Below are 23,375 nucleotides of genomic sequence, written 5' to 3'. Positions count from 1 at the left end.
ACCCCAATTTACGCTCCGCAATCCGCAAACCACATCAAAAACTCCATGAAAATAATCATTAATAACTTTACTTATTACGAAGTAAAATTAATAAAAATAAATAAGTAATTGATTTATAAAAATGAAAGTTACATGTTCACCCATCAGTGTAAGAACAGTTTGAAATTGCAACAATATCAGCAACACAGTCATCCAGACTCTGGGGACAGAGACCAAGACTTGGCTCCCTTGATCACTACATAATTACTGAAGTGACATGCCAAAACGGTCACCCTGCAAACATAGCGCAACCTCATCAACATCCTGAGCCCCCAGACTTGAATAAAACACACCAACATTGCCAACCCCAGTCGTCCCGTGGCAAATCATGCAAGGCAAAATGCCAATCACCGCCACCGTACAACTGCCGACAGATCTTCATCCCAGAAAAAACAAGCGCAGATCACAGCAACGAATGATCAAAACTTCTTGTTTGTTTGACCCTCAGACCATCCATTAAAACTGTCCTCATGCCACCAAACGCACAGCACAGCCCGCAGACGTGCGATCCTAAACAGATGTCATCACCACTCGAATGTGCCAAATACCTCCTCTCAGCCCACACACCCCATCAACTACCGTCCGATGACGGAAGCGAAGTTGCCTTTGCCGGACGTTCTAATGCTGGAAAATCCAGCGTACTAAACACCTTAACCCGTCAAAACGCACTCGCCCGCGTCTCCAAAACTCCAGGCCGCACCCAGCAACTGGTCTACTTCACAGTGACACCGCAACGCTACCTGGTTGACCTCCCCGGCTATGGCTACGCCAAAGTCCCCAAAGAACTGCAAATACACTGGCAAGCATTTATTGACACCTACTTCCATCACCGCCAATCCCTCCGTGGACTGGTGGTGGTAATGGACATTCGCCACCCACTCAAAGAATACGACCTACAAATGCTCGCCTACGCCAGACAACGCGGCCTACCCGCACAGGCACTACTGACTAAAGCCGACAAACTCGGCAGAGGCCAACAGGCACAAACACTACAAAAAGTGCGCAATGAACTCACCAAACACTTCGCTGACCATATCAACATACAAACCTTCTCCAGCAAATCGCGCCAAGGTGTGGAGCAATTGCATACAGTGATCGAAACCTGGTTAGGCTTAGCAAGATCCGGCTGAATCTAAAAAAACACGCAAACCCATCACAACCCTTTGATTTATATAAAATAGAAAAAATTTTTCACACACAGATAAACACCCATGCGACACCCCTATAGAAAGCGCAAAGAACACCGACATCAATCCTTTCAGAGACATACTGCGGTTATAGTGCCGCACTGCGATGCTTAAGGAACCATCCTCGCATCGCCCCATCTACATTCACTGCGAGCCCTACCCTTGTCGAGTCCGAGTCACATTACCGAGATCCCAATCACCAACCGCGCGCAACTCGTAGAAGTCCTGGCATCTGGCGAAAAACCCGCCTCCCAGTGGCGCATTGGCACCGAACACGAGAAATTCGGCTTCCGTTTGGACGACCTGCGCCCACCAACATTCGATGATGAACGCGGTATTGAGGCATTGTTGACCGGCATGACCCGCTTTGGCTGGACACCGGTACAAGAACATGACCGTACCATCGCACTGCTACGCGGCGATACCTCCATCACCCTCGAACCGGCCGGTCAACTTGAACTCGCCGGCGCCCCCTTAGAAACCATCCATCAAACCCACATCGAAGCTGAAACACACCTACGCGAAGTCAACGAGATTGCCAACACCCTGCAACTCGGATTCATAGGCATGGGTTTCCACCCCAAGTGCACACGTGCGCAAATGCCGTGGATGCCCAAAGGCCGCTACGCAATCATGCGTGCCTACATGCCCAAAGTTGGCCAACTCGGCCTTGACATGATGACCCGTACTTGCACCGTACAAGTCAACCTCGACTACGCCAGCGAAACAGATATGGTGAAAAAATTCCGGGTTTCACTAGCACTGCAACCGATCGCCACAGCATTGTTTGCAAACTCCCCATTCACCGAAGGCAAACCCAACGGTTACTTGAGCTACCGCTCACACATTTGGACCGACACCGACCCAGACCGCACCGGCATGCTTGATTTCGTTTTTGAGGATGGCTTCGGCTATGAACGCTACGTCGACTACTTACTTGACGTCCCGATGTACTTCTCTTACCGCACTGGCATCTACCACGACGCCAGCGGGCAGAGCTTTCGCGACTTCCTGCAAGGACGCCTACCCGCCCTTCCTGGCATCTTACCAACCCTCCGTGATTGGTCCGATCACATGACAACCGCATTCCCTGAAGTACGTCTAAAGAAATACATAGAGATGCGCGGCGCCGACTCCGGCCCACTGCCAACCCTGTGCGCACTCCCCGCCTTCTGGGTGGGCCTGCTGTACGACAACACCGCACTGGATGCCGCCTGGGACCTGATTAAAGATTTGACTCTGCAAGAACGCCACGCCCTGCGCAACGGCGTGCCCCGACATGCCTTGGCACTACCATTCCGCAACAGCACCGTGCGCACACTGGCACTTCAAACCCTGGACATCTCACGCGCCGGCTTACGTCGCCGCGCACAGCACAACGCCAACGGTCAAGACGAAACCATCTTTCTCAATGTCCTTGATGAGATCGCTCACAGCGGCCAAACACCTGCACAACGCAAACTACAACTGTATGAAAGCACCTGGAATCACGACATCAATCCGATCTTCAATGACTACGCCTATTGAAGCCCGTAAAGACGCTCCCCCTGCCCTAATATCCCCCTTTTCCTACACACCCCACCGATTTCCACTCAGCCACATTGACCCCAACCAACATTAGATTTCCAACCAACTGATACTGCCACCTGCATAACCACATCCCCGGATGCACCTCCTCCATCAACCATCTCCAGAAGCGTTTCACACCACAGACAGTAACTCGTGAAATGCTCCACTCAAACCTACCGATTCCCCCTTTTCCTGTTATCTACATTCAACTTCAACACTGCATCTAAGAACGCGACTAACCAGTATCAGCGCGACCACCCCACCGAAAAACTTGCCCACATCACACAATCCCCCCGATCAACACATCCTCCCTGAAACCCCAACACAATCAAACAGCCCCTACACCCCTTGGCATCTCAGCCACGGCAACGCGACACATAATCCCCCAACGCCGCACGTAACCGGACCAAACCATCGGCAAGCTCCTCATCACTCACATTCAGCGCCGGCACAAAACGCAGCACGTCAGGACCAGCCTGTAACAACAACACACCGTGCTCAGCCGCCACCTCAAGAATCGCACTGGCTTGCCCTGCATACAGCGGCGCCAACACCGCGCCCAGCATCAGACCGCGACCGCGCACCTGCGTAAACACCCCACCGAATGCCTCGCTGATCTCTTCCAACCCAGCGCGTAGCGCGACCGACTGACGCTGCACATTGGCGGCAATCTCAACCGAAGCCAACTTACGCAACGCCACCCGCGCCACAGCAGCAGCCATAGGATTGCCACCAAACGTCGTCCCATGCGCCCCGAACTGCATCACCTCAGCAACCTTCGGACCAGCCAACATCGCACCAATTGGAAACCCTCCACCAAGCCCCTTGGCCAACGTCACAATGTCCGGCACCACCTCTTCCTGCCAATAGGCGAACAACGTCCCAGTACGCCCCATGCCGCACTGAATTTCATCCAATACCAACAGCGCCCCATAGCGATCACACAACGCACGTACCTGCGCCAAATACCCTGGCGCTATCGGCATCACCCCACCCTCTCCTTGAATCGGCTCCAACATCACCGCAGCGACATCACCACCGACCATCGCCGCTTCCAACGCCTCAATATGATTGAAATCGACATAGCGGAACCCCCCAGGCAACGGCTCATAGCCCTCCTGATACTTAGGCTGCGCCGTCGCCGTCACTGCACCCAAAGTACGCCCGTGGAAACTGCCACGGAACGTCACAATCGTACGATGCTCCGGTAAACGCCCCTGCGCAGCAGCCCACTTACGCACCAACTTGATTGCCGCCTCGTTGGCTTCAGTCCCGGAACTGCAAAGAAACACCCTCTCAGCGAACCGTGAAACATCCACCAACTCCTGCGCCAAGCGCAACGACGGCTCGCTATAAAACACATTGCTGGTATGCCACAGACGACCTGCCTGCTCCACCAAAGCAGCGACCAAATCCGGATCACAATGCCCCAAACAACACACCGCAATCCCAGCAGCCAGATCAAGATAATCGCGCCCCTGCTCATCCCATACACGGCTGCCTTGACCACGCACCAACACCACCTGGCATGGACGATAGACCGGCAAATAATAGCGAGACAGCGATAACACAGATTCAGACACAGCGCTCATTGACGTCTTATCGATAATATGAACGCTACATTCTCGTGTATTTCAATCAATAAGACACGATCACGACATGCCCCTACTTTTCGACTCACAAATGACGCCAATCACCAACAGCGGTTGGCGCCGCCACTGGTTCGAGATCGTCTACCGTCACGATACTCCCCCATCACGGAACTTTGATCTGCTACTGATGTCAGCGATCTTAGGCAGCGTCCTCGTGGTCATGCTCGACAGCGTTCTAATCCTCCAAGCACACTGGAAATACTTCCTGTACACCCTGGAATGGCTCTTTACCCTCATATTCACCGCCGACTACCTGATCCGCTTGGTGGTGGTGCAACAGCGCCTACGTTACGTACTGAGTATTTGGGGAATCATCGACCTCCTATCGATCCTACCCACCTACCTATCCCTCTTCATGCCCGGCACACAGAGCCTGCTGATCGTCCGCGTCCTGCGACTACTGCGACTATTCCGCATCCTTAAAATGACCCACTATGTCGAAGAAAGCGGCGAACTGATACAGGCCCTATGGCGCAGCCGACGCAAAGTCATGCTGTTCATTTGCACCGTCATGACTATCGCCATGATTGCCGGTGCCACCATGTATGTCATCGAAGGCCCCCAACACGGCTTCACCAGCATTCCCACCGGCATGTACTGGGCCATCGTGACCATGACCACCGTCGGATTCGGTGACATTACCCCGCAAAGCACACTGGGCCGCTTTGTCACCTCAGCACTCATCCTGATTGGATACAGCATCATCGCCGTTCCTACCGGCATCTACACCGCCGAACTGACCCAAGGCCTACTCCGCAGCGAAGAAGAACACCGTCACGACATGCGAACCTGCCCACATTGCGGCCTCCAAGGACATGACCACGACGCACGCTATTGCCGCAACTGCGGCGGAATACTGCCGCAAACCCTGCATGAACCTAATCCAGCTACACAGCAGTAATCATTTCCCCATCAAATACAGCACCATGACACCGTCATCCCCCCTATTCACCCAACCATCACCCATTCACCCATCTCACTGCTATTTGCTCATCCACAACCAACAACGCCCTAATCCGGATTCAAAAACACAATGTACCTCTAAATCATGACCCTCCAACCTCATGACGAGTGGGTTCTGCAAACAACACCACCGATGTGCAAAACCAACTCAAGTCAATAGACTAAAAGAATGTACCGCCCCGCCACACTGCACGGATGACCCTCCGCACCACCAACCAACGCCGCCAACTGGCCAGACAACAACCTCCCCTATTACCCGAAGATGCAACAACCATTGCACACTGCCTTGATGCACTCTGGATCAAACACGGACTATCACGGCACACCCTCAACAGCTACCGACGCGACCTGGAAGGCCTGGCCCGCTGGAACAACGGCCGTGCCGGACCTCTAGCGACCTTAACGCCACCTGCCCTGCTCGATTACCTCACCTGGCGCACCCAACAACACTATTCCCCACTGAGCAATGCACGCTTACGGTCCGTACTGCGTACCTTCTTTTCCTATGCCGTCGAATGCGGCTGGCGCAACGACAACCCAAGCACCCTGCTAGCCCACCCAGTCTTACCCCATCCATTACCGAAAGCACTCACCGAAAGTCAGATAGAAGCACTCTTAGCCGCACCATCAATAGAAACCCCAGAAGGACTACGTAACCGAGCCATGCTGGAATTGATGTATGCCGCCGGCCTGCGCGTCAGTGAATTGGTCACCCTCCCCGTGGCGATGCTGAACCAACGTCAAGGCGTCCTACGCATCACCGGCAAAGGAGGTAAAGAACGACTCGTCCCACTCGGCGAAGAATCCCAACACTGGCTACAACGCTATTTAGAACAGGCACGGCCATCCCTGGCGGCCGACAAACCCATTCCCGCCGACTCGGACGGAGACGTCCCCTTGTTCATCAACACAAACCTGAAACGTCTCAGCCGCCAACAATTTTGGAGATGGATCAAACACTATGCCGCCTTGGTCGGCATCGCCCCAAACAAAGTCAGCCCCCATGTCCTGCGTCACAGCTTTGCAACACATTTACTGAACCACGGCGCAGACCTGCGTGCATTGCAAATGTTGCTGGGCCATCGCTCCATCTCGACGACACAGATCTACACACTCATCGCACGCCAGCACTTACAACAATTGCACGCCCAACACCACCCCCGTGGTTGAAAAGCACATACGGTAATGACAACGCACCCCAGAACAATGAATACAGACCTGTCCGACCACACCATAGACATCATGATGCAGCATCCAGCCTGTGAGACAATTACAATTCATTGTTCCATTTGGATGTTTGAATGTACCGCCTTATCGCCGCCTTGTTGCTGGGTATCGTGACCCTCACCGCCTGCGCACAACCCTCACAACCCAGCTCCAACAAAACGAGCACCACACCAACCAACACCACGCCAGCCAACGTGCAACAACGCGTGACTGCCGCCCTAAACACTCTGGACCCAGATTTCAAGCCAGACTACATCGGTGCCGCACCATTCCCGGGTTTCCGTGAAGTTGTGGTCAGCGGCCAAATTCTGTATGTCAGCGACAACGGCCGCTACCTCATTCAGGCACAACCCTACGACATTCAAAACAAAAAATTTGCTGTCAGCGAAGGGCTGCTTTCCTACCGCCGCACCCAACTAGCCACAGTGCCCCAATCGCAACGCATCGTGTTCGCACCAAAGAACCCCCAATACACCATCAGCGTATTCACCGACATTGAATGCGGCTATTGCCGGAAACTACATAGCGAAATCGCCGAACTGAATAAACAAGGCATCGCCGTTGAATACCTCGCCTTCCCACGGATGGGTTTAGGAAGCGAAGATTACAAAGACATGGTCTCAGTGTGGTGCGCCGCTGATCGTAAACAAGCACTGACCGAAGCAAAAGCCGGCAAAAAAATCCAGAATAAAAATTGTAATAACCCTGTTGCCTTGGAATACAGCCTAGGTCAACGTATCGGCGTCAACGGCACCCCAGCAATCTTCGCCCCAGACGGCACCCAGCTTGGCGGCTATCTACCACCAGAAAAACTACGTGCACTGCTGGACAAACTCGCCGCCGCCACAGCTAAAGGGGGCTGAGACCTTCTACCAGAACAGCAAGCCTCCCGCTCCCCTCTGCCACACTCTGCATCACTTCGGCTCCCATGTTGCTACCACCTCATGCGAGCCGAAGCACTGTCCTGTAATACCCCGCTAACCGCTCCTGCCAACACCAACACCCCGCATACGTACGGGTACAATGGTCGGCCTGCCTCCTCACTATGGTTCCTCGGACATGATCGTCCTCAAGGGTGCATCCGCTCTGTCGCCATTTCGGCTTGCCCGATTTGAATCCCGCCTACAAACCACTGTGCCTGAACTGCGCATTGTCGGCGCATGGCATTGCTACCTGATTCAAATCAAATCCGGCCATACCCTCGATATGTCGGCCCTGCACCGCATCCTTCAAGCCGAATCAGTCTCTGAACTACCCCAGAAACACGTGGTATCACGCTACGTCATGCCGCGCCTGGGAACACACTCCCCATGGTCAAGCAAAACCACGGAACTGCTTCATGGTGCCGACCAACCCATTGCACGCATCGAACGCGGTACCCGTATCGACCTCCTAGGCTGGTCAGCCAACGCTGCGACCTGCCCGGCCATCGCCAAACAACTCTACGATCCAATGACTCAATCACTCCTGGAGTCAGAGGACGAAGTCAAAACCTTGTTTAACGTGCCCGAACCACGGCCACTGGAACGCATTGCGTTAATTGATTTAGAACACGCCAACACGCGATTGGGACTGGCATTGACTGCCGACGAAATCGACTACCTGCGCACCCGTTATACCGAACTAAACCGTGTCCCATCCGATGTCGAATTGATGATGTTCGCACAGGCCAACTCTGAGCACTGCCGACACAAAATATTCAATGCCACTTGGACCATTGATGACAAAGAGCAACCGTACTCCTTGTTTCAGATGATCAAACACACCCACCAACACACCCCGCAATACACACTCAGCGCCTATGCCGATAACGCCGCCGTCATTGAGGGCCATCCAACAACACGTTACCGCCCAGACCCCATCACCGGCGAATACCGCCATGAAGCGGTCCTGCCTGGCGCGTTCCAAATCAAGGTAGAAACACACAACCACCCGACCGCGATTGCACCCTTCCCTGGTGCCTCCACAGGTGCCGGAGGCGAGATCCGTGATGAAGGGGCCACTGGTCGCGGCGGCAAACCAAAAGCCGGATTAAGCGGATTCTCTGTCTCCCACCTACGCATTCCAACACTTCCCCACCCGTGGGAAACGCCACGTGCACTCAACCCACGCATGGCCTCAGCACTGGACATCATGCTAGAAGGCCCACTCGGCAGTGCCGCGTTCAACAACGAATTTGGCAGACCCAACCTCCTGGGCTACTTCCGCAGCTTTGAACTTTCCGCAAGCAAAACACTCACCCGCGCCTATGACAAACCCATCATGCTGGCCGGCGGCTTGGGGGCGATCGACCGCATACACATCAAGAAACTCCGGCTACAACCAGGCGATGTGATCATCGTATTGGGTGGCCCAGCGATGCTCATCGGATTGGGTGGCGGTGCCGCAAGCTCCGTCACTTCCGGAACGAGCACAGAAGCACTAGATTTTGCCAGCGTCCAACGTGATAACCCGGAGATGCAGAGACGCTGCCAAGAAGTCATTGATCACTGTGTGGCACTGGGTACAAACAACCCAATCCGCTCATTTCACGACGTCGGTGCTGGTGGTTTATCCAACGCGATTCCCGAACTGCTACACGACTCGGAAGTAGGCGGCGTCATCGACCTGGCCAAGATACCCAGCGATGACCCATCCCTCTCCCCTTTAGAACTGTGGTGCAACGAATCCCAAGAGCGCTACGTACTCGGCATCTCCGCGCCACATCTGCAAGCATTCGCAGCCATCTGCAGCCGTGAACGTTGCCCGTTCGCCGCGGTCGGCGTAGCCACTGCAACAGAACAGTTGATTGTGGGCTATGGTGTCACCCTCCCCGCAGCGCTCCACGTTACAGAACAACAGACCCCACAGAGAGCAAATCGCACTGAGACTTCCCCAACACCCAACACCCTCGTCTCCCCCGTCAGGGAAGCGTTTGCAATCGATTTACCAATGGATGTGCTGTTCGGAAAAGCGCCAAAGATGCACCGCAACACGGCACACCCGCCACCGCCGCAATGGCCAACACTAGACAGTACCCAACTGGATCTGCACCACGCAGGGTTACGTGTCCTCGCCCACCCCACTGTGGCGGCCAAGAACTTCCTGGTGACCATCGGTGACCGCAGCATCGGTGGTCTCACCGCACGTGAACAGATGATTGGTCCATGGCAACTGCCACTCGCTGACTGCGCGATCACCCTTGCCGGCTTTAGCAGCTATGCCGGCGAAGCCTTCGCCATTGGGGAACGCGCTCCGCTAGCCCTATTGAACTCCGCCGCCGCCGCACGTATGGCGGTCGGAGAAGCCATCACTAACCTATGCGCCGCTCCAGTAGAGTCACTGAGCATGGTGAAACTCTCGGCGAACTGGATGGCAGCCGCAGAGTACCCCGGTGAAGACGCTCTGCTATACGACGCCGTCAAAGCTATAGGAATAGAACTGTGCCCGGCACTGGACATCAGCATCCCCGTGGGCAAAGACTCGCTCTCGATGCAGAGCCGATGGCAAGGCGACGGCGCCACACACACCTGCATCTCTCCAGTGTCACTGGTGATCTCCGCGTTTACGCCCGTGGCTGATGCACGCAGGCAATTAACACCGCTGCTACATCACCAGACCAATAGCGAACTTTGGTTGATTGCTCTGGATGGTGGCAAACAGCGGCTCGGCGGCTCGGTGCTGGCGCAGGTGCATGCTGACAGCGCAGCACTCCCCGCCTTCGGTGGGGAATGTCCGGATCTGGATACACCAGAGACGCTGCGCGCGTTCTTCGCACTGATGAACGATGCGCGCAACGCAGGCCTGCTGCTGGCCTATCACGACCGCAGCGATGGCGGCGCATTCGCCGCATTGTGTGAAATGGCATTTGCTTCACATCTGGGCCTAGACATTACATGCGACAACCGTACCGAACATCTCTTCCCTCACCTGTTCAACGAAGAACTGGGCGCCATCGTACAAGTGGCCGACGAGCACCGCACCGCTTTCGCCGATCTGGTGGAACACCATGGCTTGACGGCCTACACACAGCGCATCGCACACCCCACAACAGCGCCGTCTATCCGGGTGATGCACAACGATCAATGCCTCGCCCAATGGACTTGGGAGACATTATTTGACGCCTGGTGGTCAGTCACGCATGCAATACAACGCCTGCGCGACAATCCAGAGTGTGCCGACGAAGAGCGTGAAATTGCACGGACGTTCACCGCACCAGGACTGAAACCAACCTTGAGTTTCGACCCAGCCGCGGATGTAGCCATGCCGTTCATCTCGACCGGCATCCGGCCCAAAGTGGCTATTCTTCGCGAACAAGGGATCAATGGCCACATTGAGATGGCGCTGTGCTTTGAGCGCGCCGGTTTTCATAGTGTCGACATCCATATGAACGATCTCATTACCGGCCGTGTCCATCTGGATGAGTTCGTCGGCTTAGCCGCCTGCGGTGGCTTCAGCTACGGCGACGTGCTCGGCGCCGGCCGCGGCTGGGCCACCTCAATTCTGGAACGTACCGCGTTACGCGACCAGTTCGCCGCATTTTTCACACGCACCGATCGTTTCGCACTTGGGGTGTGCAACGGCTGCCAGATGCTAAGCCAACTCAAATCAATGATCCCTGGTGCCGAACACTGGCCACGTTTCGTACGCAATCGCAGCGAGCAATTCGAAGCCCGTACCGCACTGCTAGAAGTCATCCAATCCCCTTCTATTTTCTTGAGCGGTATGGCCGGCTCACGGCTCCCCGTAGCGGTGGCCCACGGCGAAGGCTATGCCATGTTCGACACCCCTGCAGATCAAGCGGCTGCACACGTCGCGCTTCGCTATATCAATGGACATGGGCAAGCAGCGACACACTATCCACTCAACCCCAACGGCTCACCCAACGGCATCACCGGACTGACAACCACTGATGGCCGCATCACCATCCTCATGCCGCACCCGGAACGTACTCCACGCACTATCAACCTGAGCTGGTGCCCGAATGAGTGGGGAGAAGACGCACCTTGGTTACGACTCTTCCGCAATGCAAGAGCCTGGGTGGGCTGAATGCAGATACGGCGGTATCACGCCACGGCCAAGGCGCTGACAATCACCCTCGTTTTACAAACTGCACGCGATCAGCAAAAAAGCAAATACACCAAGAAAACAATCCATGTTCCTAAAGCAATGCGATCATTCAATGGGAGCCTGACAACACTCCAACTCGGCGTCTTGCGCCTTGTCTGGTTCAAATCGCGTGCCAGCGGAATGTCAATGCGGTGTCCTTCAGCAGTACGCCCGTTGTAATCGTTGTAATAAAAAAACGATTCTCACGCCTTGCCGCTTTTCAGAACATAAGTGCAACGTAGCCTCTTGGGTGGTACATCACGGTGGCTTGATTTTGGTCGCATCATAAAACTCTCTTTCTTTTTCTTTTTTCTGCTAGCTCATGTAGCGCAGCAAAATTAGGCTCTGTAGCATAATGAGACTGTTTAGGCTGTTGTAGTGGGCGTATATCAGTAGTTGCCATGTGCGTAGACACCCCGGCCAAGCGCAAGCGTGCAAACCAGCGGCCCACAATCGGGCGTCGGCTGGCGTTGACCACATAGCACCATCCTTCTTTGTCCAGCCATTTACGCTGACCGGCGAAGTTCTTATAGCCTGTGATTTCAACCAACTCTTCAGCGGTCAGAAATTCTGTTTCGCTCATAGCCATCTCACGTCTCACGCACTTGGGCGCTACATAGCTATCCAGGGATAAAAAACGGTCTTCCACATGCATTTCATATCCCTGCATCCTTGGGCATATCAACGCTAGTTTTTGAAGCATCCTGGATGCAAGTTTCACTATGAATGATGGATTGTTTTTCTAGGACGACGTGAGCTGCAATGTTGGCGCGCCCACCAATTCTTGACCACTCACCAATGCGGGCAAAATTGCCGATGCGGGCATGCCCATCAATGTTGACCCATTCGCCAATATCAGCGTGCTGACCAATGCGTACTGAACCATCAATGCGACAGTAAACACCAATGCATACTGATCCACCAATACGCGCACCAGATCCGATACGGCTTCTACGATGGATCATTGATTCTTCACCAATGCGTACCACGTTACCGATATAGACTCCTTCATCAATATAGGCACGTTTGGCAATCACAGAACGTTGGCGGATGACGCAACCTTTACGAATGAACGACCCTTGGCGAATCCTAGTTCTTTCACCAATGCTCGACCTTTCACCGATGTTGACACCATCATCAATGATGGAATCCTTAGCAAGGCTTACAAAATTTCCAATGTAGACTTTTTCACCGATACAAGCTCTTGCGGCAATGACAGCATTTTCGCCGATGAAGGAATCTTGATAAATCCTAGATCTTTCACCGATGTTCGACCTGTCACCGATGCTGGCACCATGATCAATCATCGCATGCTTACCAATGCGTACCGCATTGCCGATGCAGACTTTTTCCGCGATACAAGCTCTTTCAGCAATGTTTGCATCAGGAAATACCACGGCGTCTTTGCCGATCATGACGGAAGCATCTATCTTGGCATCAATAGAAACAATGCCGCCTTGGCTTCCGTCTGGGTTAACCCAATACCGCGCAAGGGCGGTGCTTAGCGCATAGCCAAATATGTAGTCAAAGGTGTCATTCATGACATCATTTCTCCTTGTGATGTAGGGACACATGGTTCGCGCATGCTTATCCTCTTTTCCTTGAATTTCTCGTTTTGATTCACGGCGGGCCATCCCTCATCCCTCCACCGTATCAGCAGCCATGATGTGATGAACGAATACAGACCAGTTGATAGCGGCGGAGCTTCATATCAGATACTCACATCACCTTGTCATCTACAGTAAGGCAGCACTGCTACACACTCGCGATCACATATCGATAAGACAGGATAATTCGTGACATCAGTCTCGTTCGATACACTCAAATTTGCAAATAAGCTTAAAACTGCCGCCATTCCACCTGCACACGCTGAGGCCGAAGCAGAAGCGTTAGAAGAGGTGCTGAAAACAAATCTACAAGAATCCAGAAACGGTAAGGCGTTAGCGCGTCTTGAAGCAAATATGGAGAAAGGATTCGCAGAGGTAGATCTACGTTTCGCACAGATAAATCAACGCTTCTCTGAAGTAAAAGGAATCGACGACGGCGACGCGGCGCTACACCATGCGGCGAAAGTGCTTGTGCTCACATCATTGATGCAATTTGCACTGCTCACGGGGGACTTTGAGTTCCACCTACAGGATGCCGCTAGCCTACAGGCTGCTGCACCATTGCCTGATAGCACGCGCTCCTCTTCATGCAGCATCTTATTTTTTCCGAATGCAGGGTGGCATACGAGGCTGGAACAGGGCCTTTCCCAACACCTTAGCAAGCCCCCCAAAACCATCTTCAGTATGCACCTCATCAACCAAAATATAATTCAATCACTTAGATTGACATTGATAACAGCACCTTCGGAAACCGATTCCATATAAATATTTGATTTAATTATTTTTTTCCAGAAAAGTACGGCACTCTACCCGGATCTGTTCCCCACTGCGGCGCCAATAATAGGTCACACAATGACGCTGGTTCTCTTGGCTGTGCCTGACTGCTACCGCGTAGAACGCCTGCGCAATCTCCTGGCGTGACACCGTTCCATCACCATTCCAATCCATATCCTTGAACTGCACGCCCTCAGCAATCGCTAAACCAACGTATCGGGTGTAACCCAACCAACATAGGAACACCAACATGACAGCACCCAGGATCTTCCGTCGTCGACTGAAGCGACCCTGCAAAATCATGTCATACGCCGGATTGATGCACCCAGCACTCCGAGTTTTCTCTCAATGTTTTCGTAACCACGATCCAGGTGGTAAATGCGATCAATGATTGTTTCCCCCTCCGCGACCAAACCAGCCAGAATCAATGAGGCCGAGGCGCGAAGGTCAGTCGCCATCACCGGTGCACCGCTCAATCGCTCGACACCCTGTACAATCGCGGTATGACCCTCAATCTGAATTTTGGCGCCGAGCCGTAACAGTTCATCAACGTGCATGAAACGGTTCTCAAAGATCGTTTCTTTGATCACACCGACACCTTCTGCAACACAATTCAGCGCCATAAATTGAGCCTGCATATCAGTGGGAAACCCAGGATAAGGTGCAGTTGTCAGATTAACAGAACATGGGCGCCGCCCCTGCATATCCAAACGGATACTATCTGCACCTATTTCGATGCACGCTCCGGCCTCGGTCAGTTTGCCCAGCACCGCATCCAGAGTCTGCGGGCGCACCTGCTGCATACTAATCCGCCCCCCCGTCATCGCTGTAGCCACCAAAAAAGTACCCGTCTCAATGCGGTCAGGTAACACTGCATACTGCCCGCTATTTAACCTTTCCACCCCTTCGACCACGATACGTGGGGTACCAGCACCCTCAACACGCGCACCGAGAGTGATCAAACACTCGGCTAAATCGACAACCTCCGGCTCCATCGCAGCATTCTCAATGACGCTCGTCCCCTGAGCCACAGCTGCAGCCATCAACAGGTTCTCAGTGCCTGTCACACTCACCACGTCGAACACGAAACGACCGCCCTTCAATCGACCCTGACTGACAGAAGCCTTGATGTAGCCATTCTCAACCGTGATCTCCGCACCAAGTGATTGCAATCCTCTGATGTGCTGGTCGACCGGACGTGAACCAATCGCACACCCCCCAGGAAGTGCAACTTCAGCGGCACCATAGCAGGCCAATAACGGACCCAACAGCAACACAGAAGCACGCATGGTCTTCACCAAGTCATACGGCACCACGCGCTGACGTACCCAGCGCGGATCAATCGTAATCGAACGTCCTTTCGCCTCAATGCCTTCATTCATGGTGACACCCGCACCCAATTCACGAAGCAAATTGATCATAGTGATCACGTCATGCAGATAGGGTACGTTGCTGATCTCCACCGGCGCATCAGCGAGCAACGTGGCACATAAAATAGGAAGGACAGCATTCTTGGCACCGGAAATCCGAACATCCCCATATAGCGGGGTACCACCAGCAACTACAATTTTTGACATGAATTAATCAGCACCATCAACGGATAGGTGGAAGGAAAAAAGTAATAACACAAACCAATAACGAGGCTGTCACTCCTCATCAGGAGTCAACGTTTTAAGCTGTAACGCGTGAACCGCTCCCCCCATCAAATCACCGATGGACGCATACACCATACGGTGACGGGCCAACGGTCCCTTACCGCGAAAAGCCTCACAAATCACCGTAGCCTCAAAATGAACACCATCCTCACCACGCACATCAGCACGGGCCTGCGGTAAACCAGACTCAATAAGTTTACGAATAGTTTCAGCGTCCAATAGACACGTCTCTAAATCTAATAAAATGGAGGTTCATTTTACTCCTGTACTGAACACATGTATGGCTGTCTCATTACTCCAGCACAATCACCTCAGCGATACAGCGCTGATCGCAAGCGCAAGAAGGGTGATCGAGATTGAGCGTGAGGCGCTGACATTACTCAACGAACGGATAGGCGCACCATTTGTGGCAGCCTGTCGGCTGATTCTGAACTCGCACGGCCGCGTGATCAGCACTGGCATGGGCAAATCCGGACACATTGCACGCAAGATCGCTGCCACCTTGGCTTCAACGGGTACACCCGCATTTTTCGTACATCCCGGCGAAGCTGGGCATGGCGACCTTGGAATGATCACGGACAGCGATGTGATCCTGGCGTTGTCCTACTCAGGTGAATCAGACGAAGTACGGATGCTGCTTCCAGTCCTCAAGCGTCAAGGCAATCCAATCATTGCCATGACCGGCCGCCCCCAATCAACACTGGCACAGGCTGCCGATGTGCATCTGGATGTCAGTGTCACCACCGAAGCCTGCCCACTGGATCTAGCGCCAACCTCCAGCACAACCACTTCGCTAGTAATTGGCGACGCACTCGCAGTCGCACTATTGGATGCACGCGGCTTTACTGCGGAAGATTTTGCCCGCTCACACCCCGCTGGCCACCTAGGTCGACGCCTACTACTGCACATTACGGACGTGATGCACAGTGGTGATGACCTGCCAGCAGTACATGAGGAAGCCACACTGAGCGAGGCATTACTCGAGATGACTCGCAAACGTCTGGGCATGACTGCAATCGTTGACAACGAGGGCCGACTCCAGGGAGTGTTCACTGACGGCGACTTGCGCCGTGCTCTGGACAGCAACATTGATGTAAGAAACGCGCGCATCAACGAAGTCATGACCCGCCATCCCAAAACAATCAATGCCGACCAACTCGCGGCCGAAGCTGCACGATTGATGGAAGCCAATAAAATCAATGGTTTGATTGTGGTCGATCCGCAACAGCGTGCGGTAGGCGCCCTGAACATTCACGACCTGCTGCACGCCAAAATTGTTTAATCCTCTGAAAAATACCAATGCCTTATTCCCCATTAAATACCCTGCCTGCCGATGTCATTCAACGTGCAAAATGCATCCGCTTAGCATGCTTTGACGTGGATGGCACACTCACTGACGGTCGTCTGTACTACGACCACGTCGGCCATGAAAGTAAGGCATTCCATGTGCTCGACGGTCAGGGTCTCAAACAATTAGAACACTGCGGCATCCGCGTCACCCTAATCACCGCACTAGCCAGCTTAGCCGCTAAAAAACGCGCCGAAGACCTAGGACTCCCGATAAAAATCGGCGTGCAAGACAAACGTTTAGCGGTACAAACACTGGCAATGGAATCAGGAATCGGTATGGACGCCGTGTTATTCATGGGCGATGACCTAGTCGATTTACCTGCCCTGCTCACAGTCGGTCTACCAGTGGCCCCGGCTAACGCACATCCGTGGATCGCAGAGAGGGTCGCTTGGCAGACCCGCGCCCGAGGAGGCGAGGGGGCCGCCCGGGAAGTCTGCGATGTGCTCCTGGCGGCACAAGACAAAGTCGACGCACTATTGCGAAAATTCACCCCATGAGTTGGCGCAGTATTCTCAACATCATGCTATTGCTCGCTGCGATTGTCAGCGGTTGGTCAGCGTGGCATCAACGCAAACACACCCAAGCCACACCGCTACGGGACATCGCAGCTGACTACACGCTCCAGGATTTTAAGCTGGTCGCTTTGGACACACAGACAGGCAAAGAGTCACTCACCCTGCTCGGGCAGCAGATGCAGCACAATCAGACCGACAGCAGTGCGGAGGTGACCGCCCCACTTTTTATGATCCCCGATCAAGCTGGGCAACACTGGACATTGCAGGCGCAAACAGGCTGGATCAACAAAGATGGAACACTGCTACGCCTTCGCCACGACGTCAAAGGCGACAGCCCCACTGACCTAGGACAGCTTCCAACCACATTCCGCACCCAAAGCCTTGACATCTACCCAAACCATCACTTGGCCAAGACCACAGATGCAGTAACGATCACCCATCAAGGTATCATTCAGACCGGCGTTGGGTTCGAAGTCAATACAAAGACCCAGCAATACAAGTTCAATTCCAAGGTAAACACGCGTTATGAACCGAGCGCCGCTCGTTAAATTTTTCTTGTTCCCGTTACTGTTCACACCACTGTCTGCAACAGCTAAAAGCAGCGATCGCAACCAACCGATGACAATCGACTCTGCTACTCAAGAAGGCAACATGCTTGGTGACGGCAAGGCGCACTACTCAGGGAATGTCGTGATCCAACAAGGCAGCCTTGAGGCCCATGCCGACACTGCCGATGTTTTTCTCAAAAATGGGGACATGGACCGTATCGTACTGATCGGAAAACAAGCCAGCCTCAAGCAGGATATGGATAACGGCTCAACACTACATGGCCAAGCCGACAATATCGATTACAAGGTCAAAGAGGGCATCATCATCCTCACAGGGAACTATAAAGTCGAATCACCTAAAGGAAATAACACTGGCCAACGCATGATTTACAACACCCAAACCGGTGACATGCGTAGTGGTAACGACGGCACCCGGGTGCGCACCACAATCCAACCGAAGAGTGTCTCACAAGGCACCCTGCCTGCCGCCAAGCAGGAGAAAATATAATGCTTGTAGCCAGCGGCCTGCGTAAGCGCTATAAGCATCGCGAGGTGGTCCGCGAGTTCGGACTGACCCTCCAGCCTGGCGAGATCGTAGGTCTACTCGGCCCCAACGGGGCTGGTAAAACCACCTGTTTCTATATGATCGTTGGCTTGGTGAACACCGATGCCGGTCGTATTGAATTAGACGGACGCGACATCACTGCTGCACCGATGCACGCTCGTGCGCAGCTGGGCGTGGGCTACCTTCCGCAAGAACCCTCCGTGTTTCGTAAACTGAGCGTCACCGACAACATCCGCCTTGTTCTAGAACTACGTCAGGACTTAAAAACCAACCAAGCACGTCAGCACGAATTAGATTCGCTACTCAACGAACTCCAAATCTCACATGTGGCCGGCCAACTCGGCGCCAGTCTGTCGGGCGGGGAGCGACGCCGTTGCGAGATCGCCCGCGCCCTGGCCGCACAACCACGCATGATGCTGCTAGACGAACCGTTCGCAGGTGTAGATCCGATCTCAGTCGGTGAGATCCAACGTATCATTACCCATCTTAAAGAACGGGGTATTGGCGTACTGATTACCGATCACAATGTCCGTGAAACCTTGGGGATCTGCAACCGCGCATACATCCTCGCCGAAGGTGGCGTCCTCGCACAGGGAACGCCAGATGCACTGCTTACTAATACGGATGTGCGCCGCGTATACCTTGGAGAGACTTTCCACCTGTGATCGACATCTAACGCCGATGATGGTCAGTACGAATAAACGATATGACATTGAAAGCAAGACTGCGAACATCCATCGGACAACAGCTGGTCATGACACCCCAGCTACACCAAAGCATCCGTCTGCTGCAAATGTCCAACGCCGAATTGCAACTGGAAATCACCGCCGCGATAGAGAGCAATCCACTCTTGGACTGGGCCGAGAACCAATCATCGGAGACCAGCGAAGCTACCGAAAGGGAAGTAGAAACAGAAGATTGGCAAGCCAAAGAATCCGCCTGGGATATCAACGGCAGTAAAAGCAACGAAAATGACGACAACAACCCTGCTGAACGTCTTACCACCGGGAACACTCTCACTGATCACTTGCTGTGGCAACTGCACCTCTCCCCACTGTCAGCACGTGATTACCAAATAGGCACCGTCTTGATTGATGCCATAGAAGAAGATGGTTACCTGCGTGAACTTTTGTCCACACTGACTGCAACCCTGGCCCCGTTATCCGTAGATGAAAGCGAACTGCTACCAGTATTACGACACATTCAATCTTTTGACCCGAGCGGCGTGGCTGCACGCTCGCTGGCCGAGTGCTTGACACTGCAACTGAAATCATTGAGAGAAGCGATACCCGGACGCACACTTGCACTGCAGATTGTCAACAGCCCACTGCTCGAACAATTGCCGCGCAGTGGTGTCACCGGACTGGCACGCGAACTGAAACGACCCTCCCAAGACGTCCAACAGGCAGTGGAATTGATCCGTGGACTGGACCCTCGCCCAGGTAAGAAAATTGGCGACTTAGAAGTTGGAACCTACGTTGTACCGGACTGTGTGATCTGGCGCCAACATGGGTTGTGGCAAGCCGCGTTGTTGGAACGTGCATTCCCACAGGTCGTCCTCCACCGCGGCTACGAACAGCTCATCAACAGCTGCAATGACGCCAATGCGAGCTACCTACGCAACCAACTCCAGGAAGCACGGTGGCTGCTCAAGGGCCTGGAAGCACGCGGTGAAACCTTGTTAAAAGTGGTAAACAGCCTCATACGTCACCAAGCGGGATTCTTGGAATTCGGCCAACACGCGTTACGTCCATTGACTATCCGCGAATTAGCAACGGAACTTGCCCTGCATGAATCCACCGTATCCCGTGCAATTGCTGGCAAGTATGTACGCACCCCACGTGGCACCTTACCGCTACGCACCTTTTTCGCTTCAGGAATCAGCACCGACAGCGGCGGAGAGACCTCCAGCTCTGCCATTCAAGCAATCATCAGACGTCTCATAGAAACTGAAAACCCCCGCAAGCCACTCTCTGACGCCAAACTAGCTGAATTACTGAAGACATCCGGTATCCCAGTAGCGCGACGCACCATAGCAAAGTATCGTGATGCTATGAACATCTCCGCATCCCACGAACGCGTCCGAGTCCTCTGATCTATCTATTTCCGGCGTCTCAGCGCCAAACAGGTGGATCAAACAGGAATAGGATGATTGATTAACGTAATAACCAATGGGAGGTATCCGATGCACATCGAAACTTATGGGCAACAGATCGAAGTCACTCCTGCTTTACGGGAGTATGTGGAAACGAAGCTAAAACGCCTCCAACGCCACTTCAGCCACCACTGCGAAATCCGCACCCAACTGTCCATGAGTAAAATCGACCATCATGTTACCGCTACAATCAATATCCCAGGCCGTACTTTGAATGCCAACGCCAGTGCATCAACCATGTACGCAGCCATTGATCTGGTAGCAGACAAACTTGATCGATTAATACTCAAGCACAAGGAAAAAAAATGCGACCACCACGCCAAGGAGGTACGCGATCACCTAGAATGATTGCAACTTGAAGTTACCTACTCCAGATTGATTTGATGGTAATGGTGCTCACCCAGAGTATCCGCGTGATTTAGCTAAAAAGCGTACTGACAACAGCAACGCAACACCGCAAACCACGCCCTAACTAGCCGCACCATAAGACCGTGAAACAAGCAGGTAATAACGCTGCTGCGTTGGCCTCACTCAATAGTAGACTTACTATTCAACGCAGCAGATGAAATCCCCAAACTGCTACTTTCTATACCAAGCCCGCAAAAAACGCTGAATGAATACCAGCATCACCGCCCGCGAACTGTTCGACTTACAACGCGACCGCCTCTCTCTACGCTGGATTGCGGGACAACAGGGCGAACACCGTCAGATTGACTCCGGTGATACCCGCGCCCGACGTCCCTCACTCGCCGGCTACCTGAATACCATCTACCCAAACAAAGTGCAGATCCTCGGTACCGAAGAACTGACTTGGTTGGATTCTCTGGAACCAAACAAACGCAAAGAAACCATTGAGAAGATCATCCAATTCCAACCGCTCACCCTGGTCATCAGCAAGAATCAATCCTGTCCGGAAGACATGCGGACAGCAGCAGACAACAGCCAGATTCCCTTATGGGTCTCTCCCAAGCGAGGCCACGAGCTTCTCAACCATCTTTCCTACCACCTCGCACGCATATTGGCGCCACGCGCCACGCTACACGGGGTATTCATGGAAATCTATTCAATTGGCGTACTCATCACTGGGGAAGCTGGCTCAGGCAAGAGCGAACTAGCGCTGGAACTCCTCAGTCGTGGTCATCGTCTCGTTGCTGACGATGCTCCAGAATTCACTCAGATCGCTCCGGACGTACTTGACGGCACCTGCCCTGAAATACTCCAAGACTTACTAGAAGTACGCGGCCTAGGCGTATTGAACGTACGCCACATGTTCGGCGATACCGCAATAAAGAAGAACAAATATCTACGCCTGATCGTACACTTAACCAAGCCAATAACCGAACCCACACCTTCCGGCTACGAACGCCTCACAGGGGATTCAGGCACACGCCACGTACTAGACTTGGATGTTCCATTAATTACTTTGCCAGTGATGCCTGGTCGCAACCTCGCAGTATTGACGGAAGCAGCCACACGCCTACACATTCTGCGTACCAAAGGCATCGACCCAGCAACAATGTTTATTGCCCGGCACAGCAACCTGCTAGAACGGCGTCCCCCATGAAACCGCCAGAACATAGCCTCATTATCATCAGCGGCCTATCTGGCTCTGGCAAATCCGTCGCCCTAAAGACCTTTGAAGACCTTGATTATTACTGCTCAGACAATCTCCCAGTAGAACTGCTACCGCACTTCTTACGCCGTCGCCTTCGCGTTGCCGAACTGAGCGATCAACGCATCGCCATAGGCATTGACATACGCAGCGGCAGTAATATCTCCGAACTAGACCAATGGCGCCACACAGCCAAGCATTACAACATCAAAGCACACCTGCTGTTCTTCGACGCCAGCAACGAAACTTTACTCAAACGATACGCCGACACCCGCCGCCGCCATCCGCTGAGTCATTTAGGGCTATCGCTACCAGAAGCCATTGCTCTGGAACGAGAATTGACCGCACCACTGCGCGAAGCCGCCGAGGCAGTCATAGACACCAGTACATTCAACGTACACCAACTACGCCGACACGTCGTCACAGAATTCGCACTAACACACAGCGACAAACTATCACTGTTATTTGAATCATTCGCATACAAACGCGGCGTACCAACAGAAGCAGACTTCGTATTCGACGCACGCATCCTACCGAACCCACATTGGGAACCAGAGCTGCGCTCACTGACAGGGCGTGATAGCAACGTGCGCGACTACATGGAACAACAACCAGACGTGATCCTCTACCTGACACAAATCACCGAATTTCTCGACACTTGGCTGGCACGACTACAGGCCGACACCAGAAGCTATGTCACCGTCGCATTCGGCTGTACCGGCGGCAAACACCGTTCCGTCTACCTAGCCGAGCAAATGGCCAGACACGCACGGGAAAAAGGGTGGTCTGAAGTAGCCACTTTTCATCGCGAACTTGAGTAACCTTAATGATCCAGAAAAAAAGCATCCACACTTCAAGCATCATGGCA

General features: G+C 53.4%; 23 protein-coding genes. 17 read left to right on the top strand and 6 right to left on the bottom strand.

Annotated elements, in window-relative coordinates:
* The first annotated feature begins 557 nt into the window (after positions 1 to 557).
* Both yihA and F7G16_RS06985 read left to right on the top strand, forming a co-directional pair.
* Complete coding sequence (gene yihA, locus F7G16_RS06990; RefSeq protein ID WP_011097734.1) at positions 558 to 1,169, top strand: ribosome biogenesis GTP-binding protein YihA/YsxC; 612 nt, start codon at positions 558 to 560, stop codon at positions 1,167 to 1,169.
* A gap of 219 nt (positions 1,170 to 1,388) precedes the next feature.
* Positions 1,389 to 2,753 (top strand): glutamate--cysteine ligase, encoded by a 1,365-nt coding sequence (locus F7G16_RS06985; protein ID WP_004089170.1) that lies wholly within the window; start codon positions 1,389 to 1,391, stop codon positions 2,751 to 2,753.
* Positions 2,754 to 3,151: 398 nt separating this feature from the next.
* Here the strand turns inward: F7G16_RS06985 and F7G16_RS06980 are convergent, their stop codons facing one another.
* On the bottom strand, positions 3,152 to 4,387 hold the full coding sequence (locus tag F7G16_RS06980) for an acetylornithine transaminase (RefSeq protein ID WP_004089174.1): 1,236 nt from the start codon (positions 4,385 to 4,387) through the stop codon (positions 3,152 to 3,154).
* A gap of 67 nt (positions 4,388 to 4,454) precedes the next feature.
* Between F7G16_RS06980 and F7G16_RS06975 the strand changes: the two genes are divergently transcribed.
* The 5 genes from F7G16_RS06975 (at position 4,455) to F7G16_RS06955 (ending at position 11,905) form a co-directional block, all read left to right on the top strand.
* Complete coding sequence (locus F7G16_RS06975; RefSeq protein ID WP_004089176.1) at positions 4,455 to 5,348, top strand: ion transporter; 894 nt, start codon at positions 4,455 to 4,457, stop codon at positions 5,346 to 5,348.
* Between the two features lie 257 nt (positions 5,349 to 5,605).
* On the top strand, positions 5,606 to 6,580 hold the full coding sequence (gene xerD, locus F7G16_RS06970; RefSeq protein WP_004089178.1) for a site-specific tyrosine recombinase XerD: 975 nt from the start codon (positions 5,606 to 5,608) through the stop codon (positions 6,578 to 6,580).
* 131 nt (positions 6,581 to 6,711) lie between these two features.
* Positions 6,712 to 7,500, top strand: coding sequence for a DsbC family protein (locus tag F7G16_RS06965; protein ID WP_011097733.1), 789 nt, complete (start codon positions 6,712 to 6,714; stop codon positions 7,498 to 7,500).
* 196 nt (positions 7,501 to 7,696) lie between these two features.
* Entirely contained in the window at positions 7,697 to 11,665 is a 3,969-nt protein-coding gene (gene purL, locus F7G16_RS06960; protein WP_011097732.1) for a phosphoribosylformylglycinamidine synthase, read from the top strand.
* Complete coding sequence (locus tag F7G16_RS06955; RefSeq protein ID WP_004089192.1) at positions 11,666 to 11,905, top strand: hypothetical protein; 240 nt, start codon at positions 11,666 to 11,668, stop codon at positions 11,903 to 11,905.
* Positions 11,906 to 12,008: 103 nt separating this feature from the next.
* On the opposite strand, the gene F7G16_RS06950 is transcribed toward F7G16_RS06955, so the two are convergent.
* On the bottom strand, positions 12,009 to 12,380 hold the full coding sequence (locus F7G16_RS06950; protein ID WP_012382515.1) for a DUF4224 domain-containing protein: 372 nt from the start codon (positions 12,378 to 12,380) through the stop codon (positions 12,009 to 12,011).
* A gap of 1 nt (position 12,381) precedes the next feature.
* Complete coding sequence (locus F7G16_RS06945) at positions 12,382 to 13,266, bottom strand: UDP-3-O-(3-hydroxymyristoyl)glucosamine N-acyltransferase (protein ID WP_012382514.1); 885 nt, start codon at positions 13,264 to 13,266, stop codon at positions 12,382 to 12,384.
* A gap of 255 nt (positions 13,267 to 13,521) precedes the next feature.
* Between F7G16_RS06945 and F7G16_RS06940 the strand changes: the two genes are divergently transcribed.
* Complete coding sequence (locus F7G16_RS06940; RefSeq protein WP_004089198.1) at positions 13,522 to 14,097, top strand: hypothetical protein; 576 nt, start codon at positions 13,522 to 13,524, stop codon at positions 14,095 to 14,097.
* Between the two features lie 9 nt (positions 14,098 to 14,106).
* Here the strand turns inward: F7G16_RS06940 and F7G16_RS06935 are convergent, their stop codons facing one another.
* From F7G16_RS06935 to F7G16_RS06925, 3 genes are all read right to left on the bottom strand, one after another.
* Positions 14,107 to 14,409 (bottom strand): EF-hand domain-containing protein, encoded by a 303-nt coding sequence (locus F7G16_RS06935; RefSeq protein ID WP_011097729.1) that lies wholly within the window; start codon positions 14,407 to 14,409, stop codon positions 14,107 to 14,109.
* A complete protein-coding gene (gene murA / locus F7G16_RS06930) occupies positions 14,406 to 15,683 on the bottom strand; it encodes a UDP-N-acetylglucosamine 1-carboxyvinyltransferase (RefSeq protein WP_004089202.1) in 1,278 nt (425 codons plus the stop codon). The genes F7G16_RS06935 and murA overlap by 4 nt, the downstream gene beginning before the upstream one ends.
* Before the next feature lie 69 nt (positions 15,684 to 15,752).
* Complete coding sequence (locus tag F7G16_RS06925; protein WP_004089208.1) at positions 15,753 to 15,980, bottom strand: BolA family protein; 228 nt, start codon at positions 15,978 to 15,980, stop codon at positions 15,753 to 15,755.
* A gap of 61 nt (positions 15,981 to 16,041) precedes the next feature.
* On the opposite strand from F7G16_RS06925, the gene F7G16_RS06920 reads away from it, so the two are divergent.
* The 9 genes from F7G16_RS06920 to rapZ all read left to right on the top strand — a co-directional run bounded on the left by F7G16_RS06920 (position 16,042) and on the right by rapZ (position 23,328).
* Positions 16,042 to 17,043, top strand: coding sequence for a KpsF/GutQ family sugar-phosphate isomerase (locus F7G16_RS06920; RefSeq protein WP_011097728.1), 1,002 nt, complete (start codon positions 16,042 to 16,044; stop codon positions 17,041 to 17,043).
* A 17-nt stretch (positions 17,044 to 17,060) separates the two neighbouring features.
* A complete protein-coding gene (locus F7G16_RS06915) occupies positions 17,061 to 17,609 on the top strand; it encodes a KdsC family phosphatase (RefSeq protein ID WP_004089213.1) in 549 nt (182 codons plus the stop codon).
* A complete protein-coding gene (gene lptC / locus F7G16_RS06910; protein ID WP_004089215.1) occupies positions 17,606 to 18,175 on the top strand; it encodes an LPS export ABC transporter periplasmic protein LptC in 570 nt (189 codons plus the stop codon). Before F7G16_RS06915 ends, lptC begins: the two co-directional genes overlap by 4 nt.
* The gene (gene lptA / locus F7G16_RS06905) at positions 18,153 to 18,683 is read left to right on the top strand and encodes a lipopolysaccharide transport periplasmic protein LptA (protein WP_004089217.1); all 531 of its coding nucleotides are present in this window, start codon (positions 18,153 to 18,155) and stop codon (positions 18,681 to 18,683) included. The genes lptC and lptA overlap by 23 nt, the downstream gene beginning before the upstream one ends.
* Entirely contained in the window at positions 18,683 to 19,405 is a 723-nt protein-coding gene (lptB, locus tag F7G16_RS06900; protein WP_004089219.1) for an LPS export ABC transporter ATP-binding protein, read from the top strand. Before lptA ends, lptB begins: the two co-directional genes overlap by 1 nt.
* A gap of 47 nt (positions 19,406 to 19,452) precedes the next feature.
* Positions 19,453 to 20,835: an RNA polymerase factor sigma-54 gene (locus F7G16_RS06895; protein ID WP_024749294.1), complete on the top strand. Its 1,383-nt coding sequence runs from the start codon at positions 19,453 to 19,455 to the stop codon at positions 20,833 to 20,835.
* A gap of 90 nt (positions 20,836 to 20,925) precedes the next feature.
* Positions 20,926 to 21,243: a ribosome hibernation-promoting factor, HPF/YfiA family gene (gene hpf / locus F7G16_RS06890; protein ID WP_004083778.1), complete on the top strand. Its 318-nt coding sequence runs from the start codon at positions 20,926 to 20,928 to the stop codon at positions 21,241 to 21,243.
* 265 nt (positions 21,244 to 21,508) lie between these two features.
* Positions 21,509 to 22,459, top strand: a complete 951-nt coding sequence (gene hprK, locus F7G16_RS06885; protein ID WP_004083779.1) for an HPr(Ser) kinase/phosphatase — start codon at positions 21,509 to 21,511, stop codon at positions 22,457 to 22,459.
* Entirely contained in the window at positions 22,456 to 23,328 is an 873-nt protein-coding gene (gene rapZ, locus F7G16_RS06880; RefSeq protein WP_004089221.1) for an RNase adapter RapZ, read from the top strand. Before hprK ends, rapZ begins: the two co-directional genes overlap by 4 nt.
* Positions 23,329 to 23,375 lie beyond the last annotated feature (47 nt).

It is taken from the genome of Xylella fastidiosa (genome assembly GCF_011801475.1).
Lineage (GTDB): Bacteria > Pseudomonadota > Gammaproteobacteria > Xanthomonadales > Xanthomonadaceae > Xylella > Xylella fastidiosa.
Note: the sequence above shows the minus strand (reverse complement) of the source record. Positions and strands in the feature narration are given on the sequence as shown.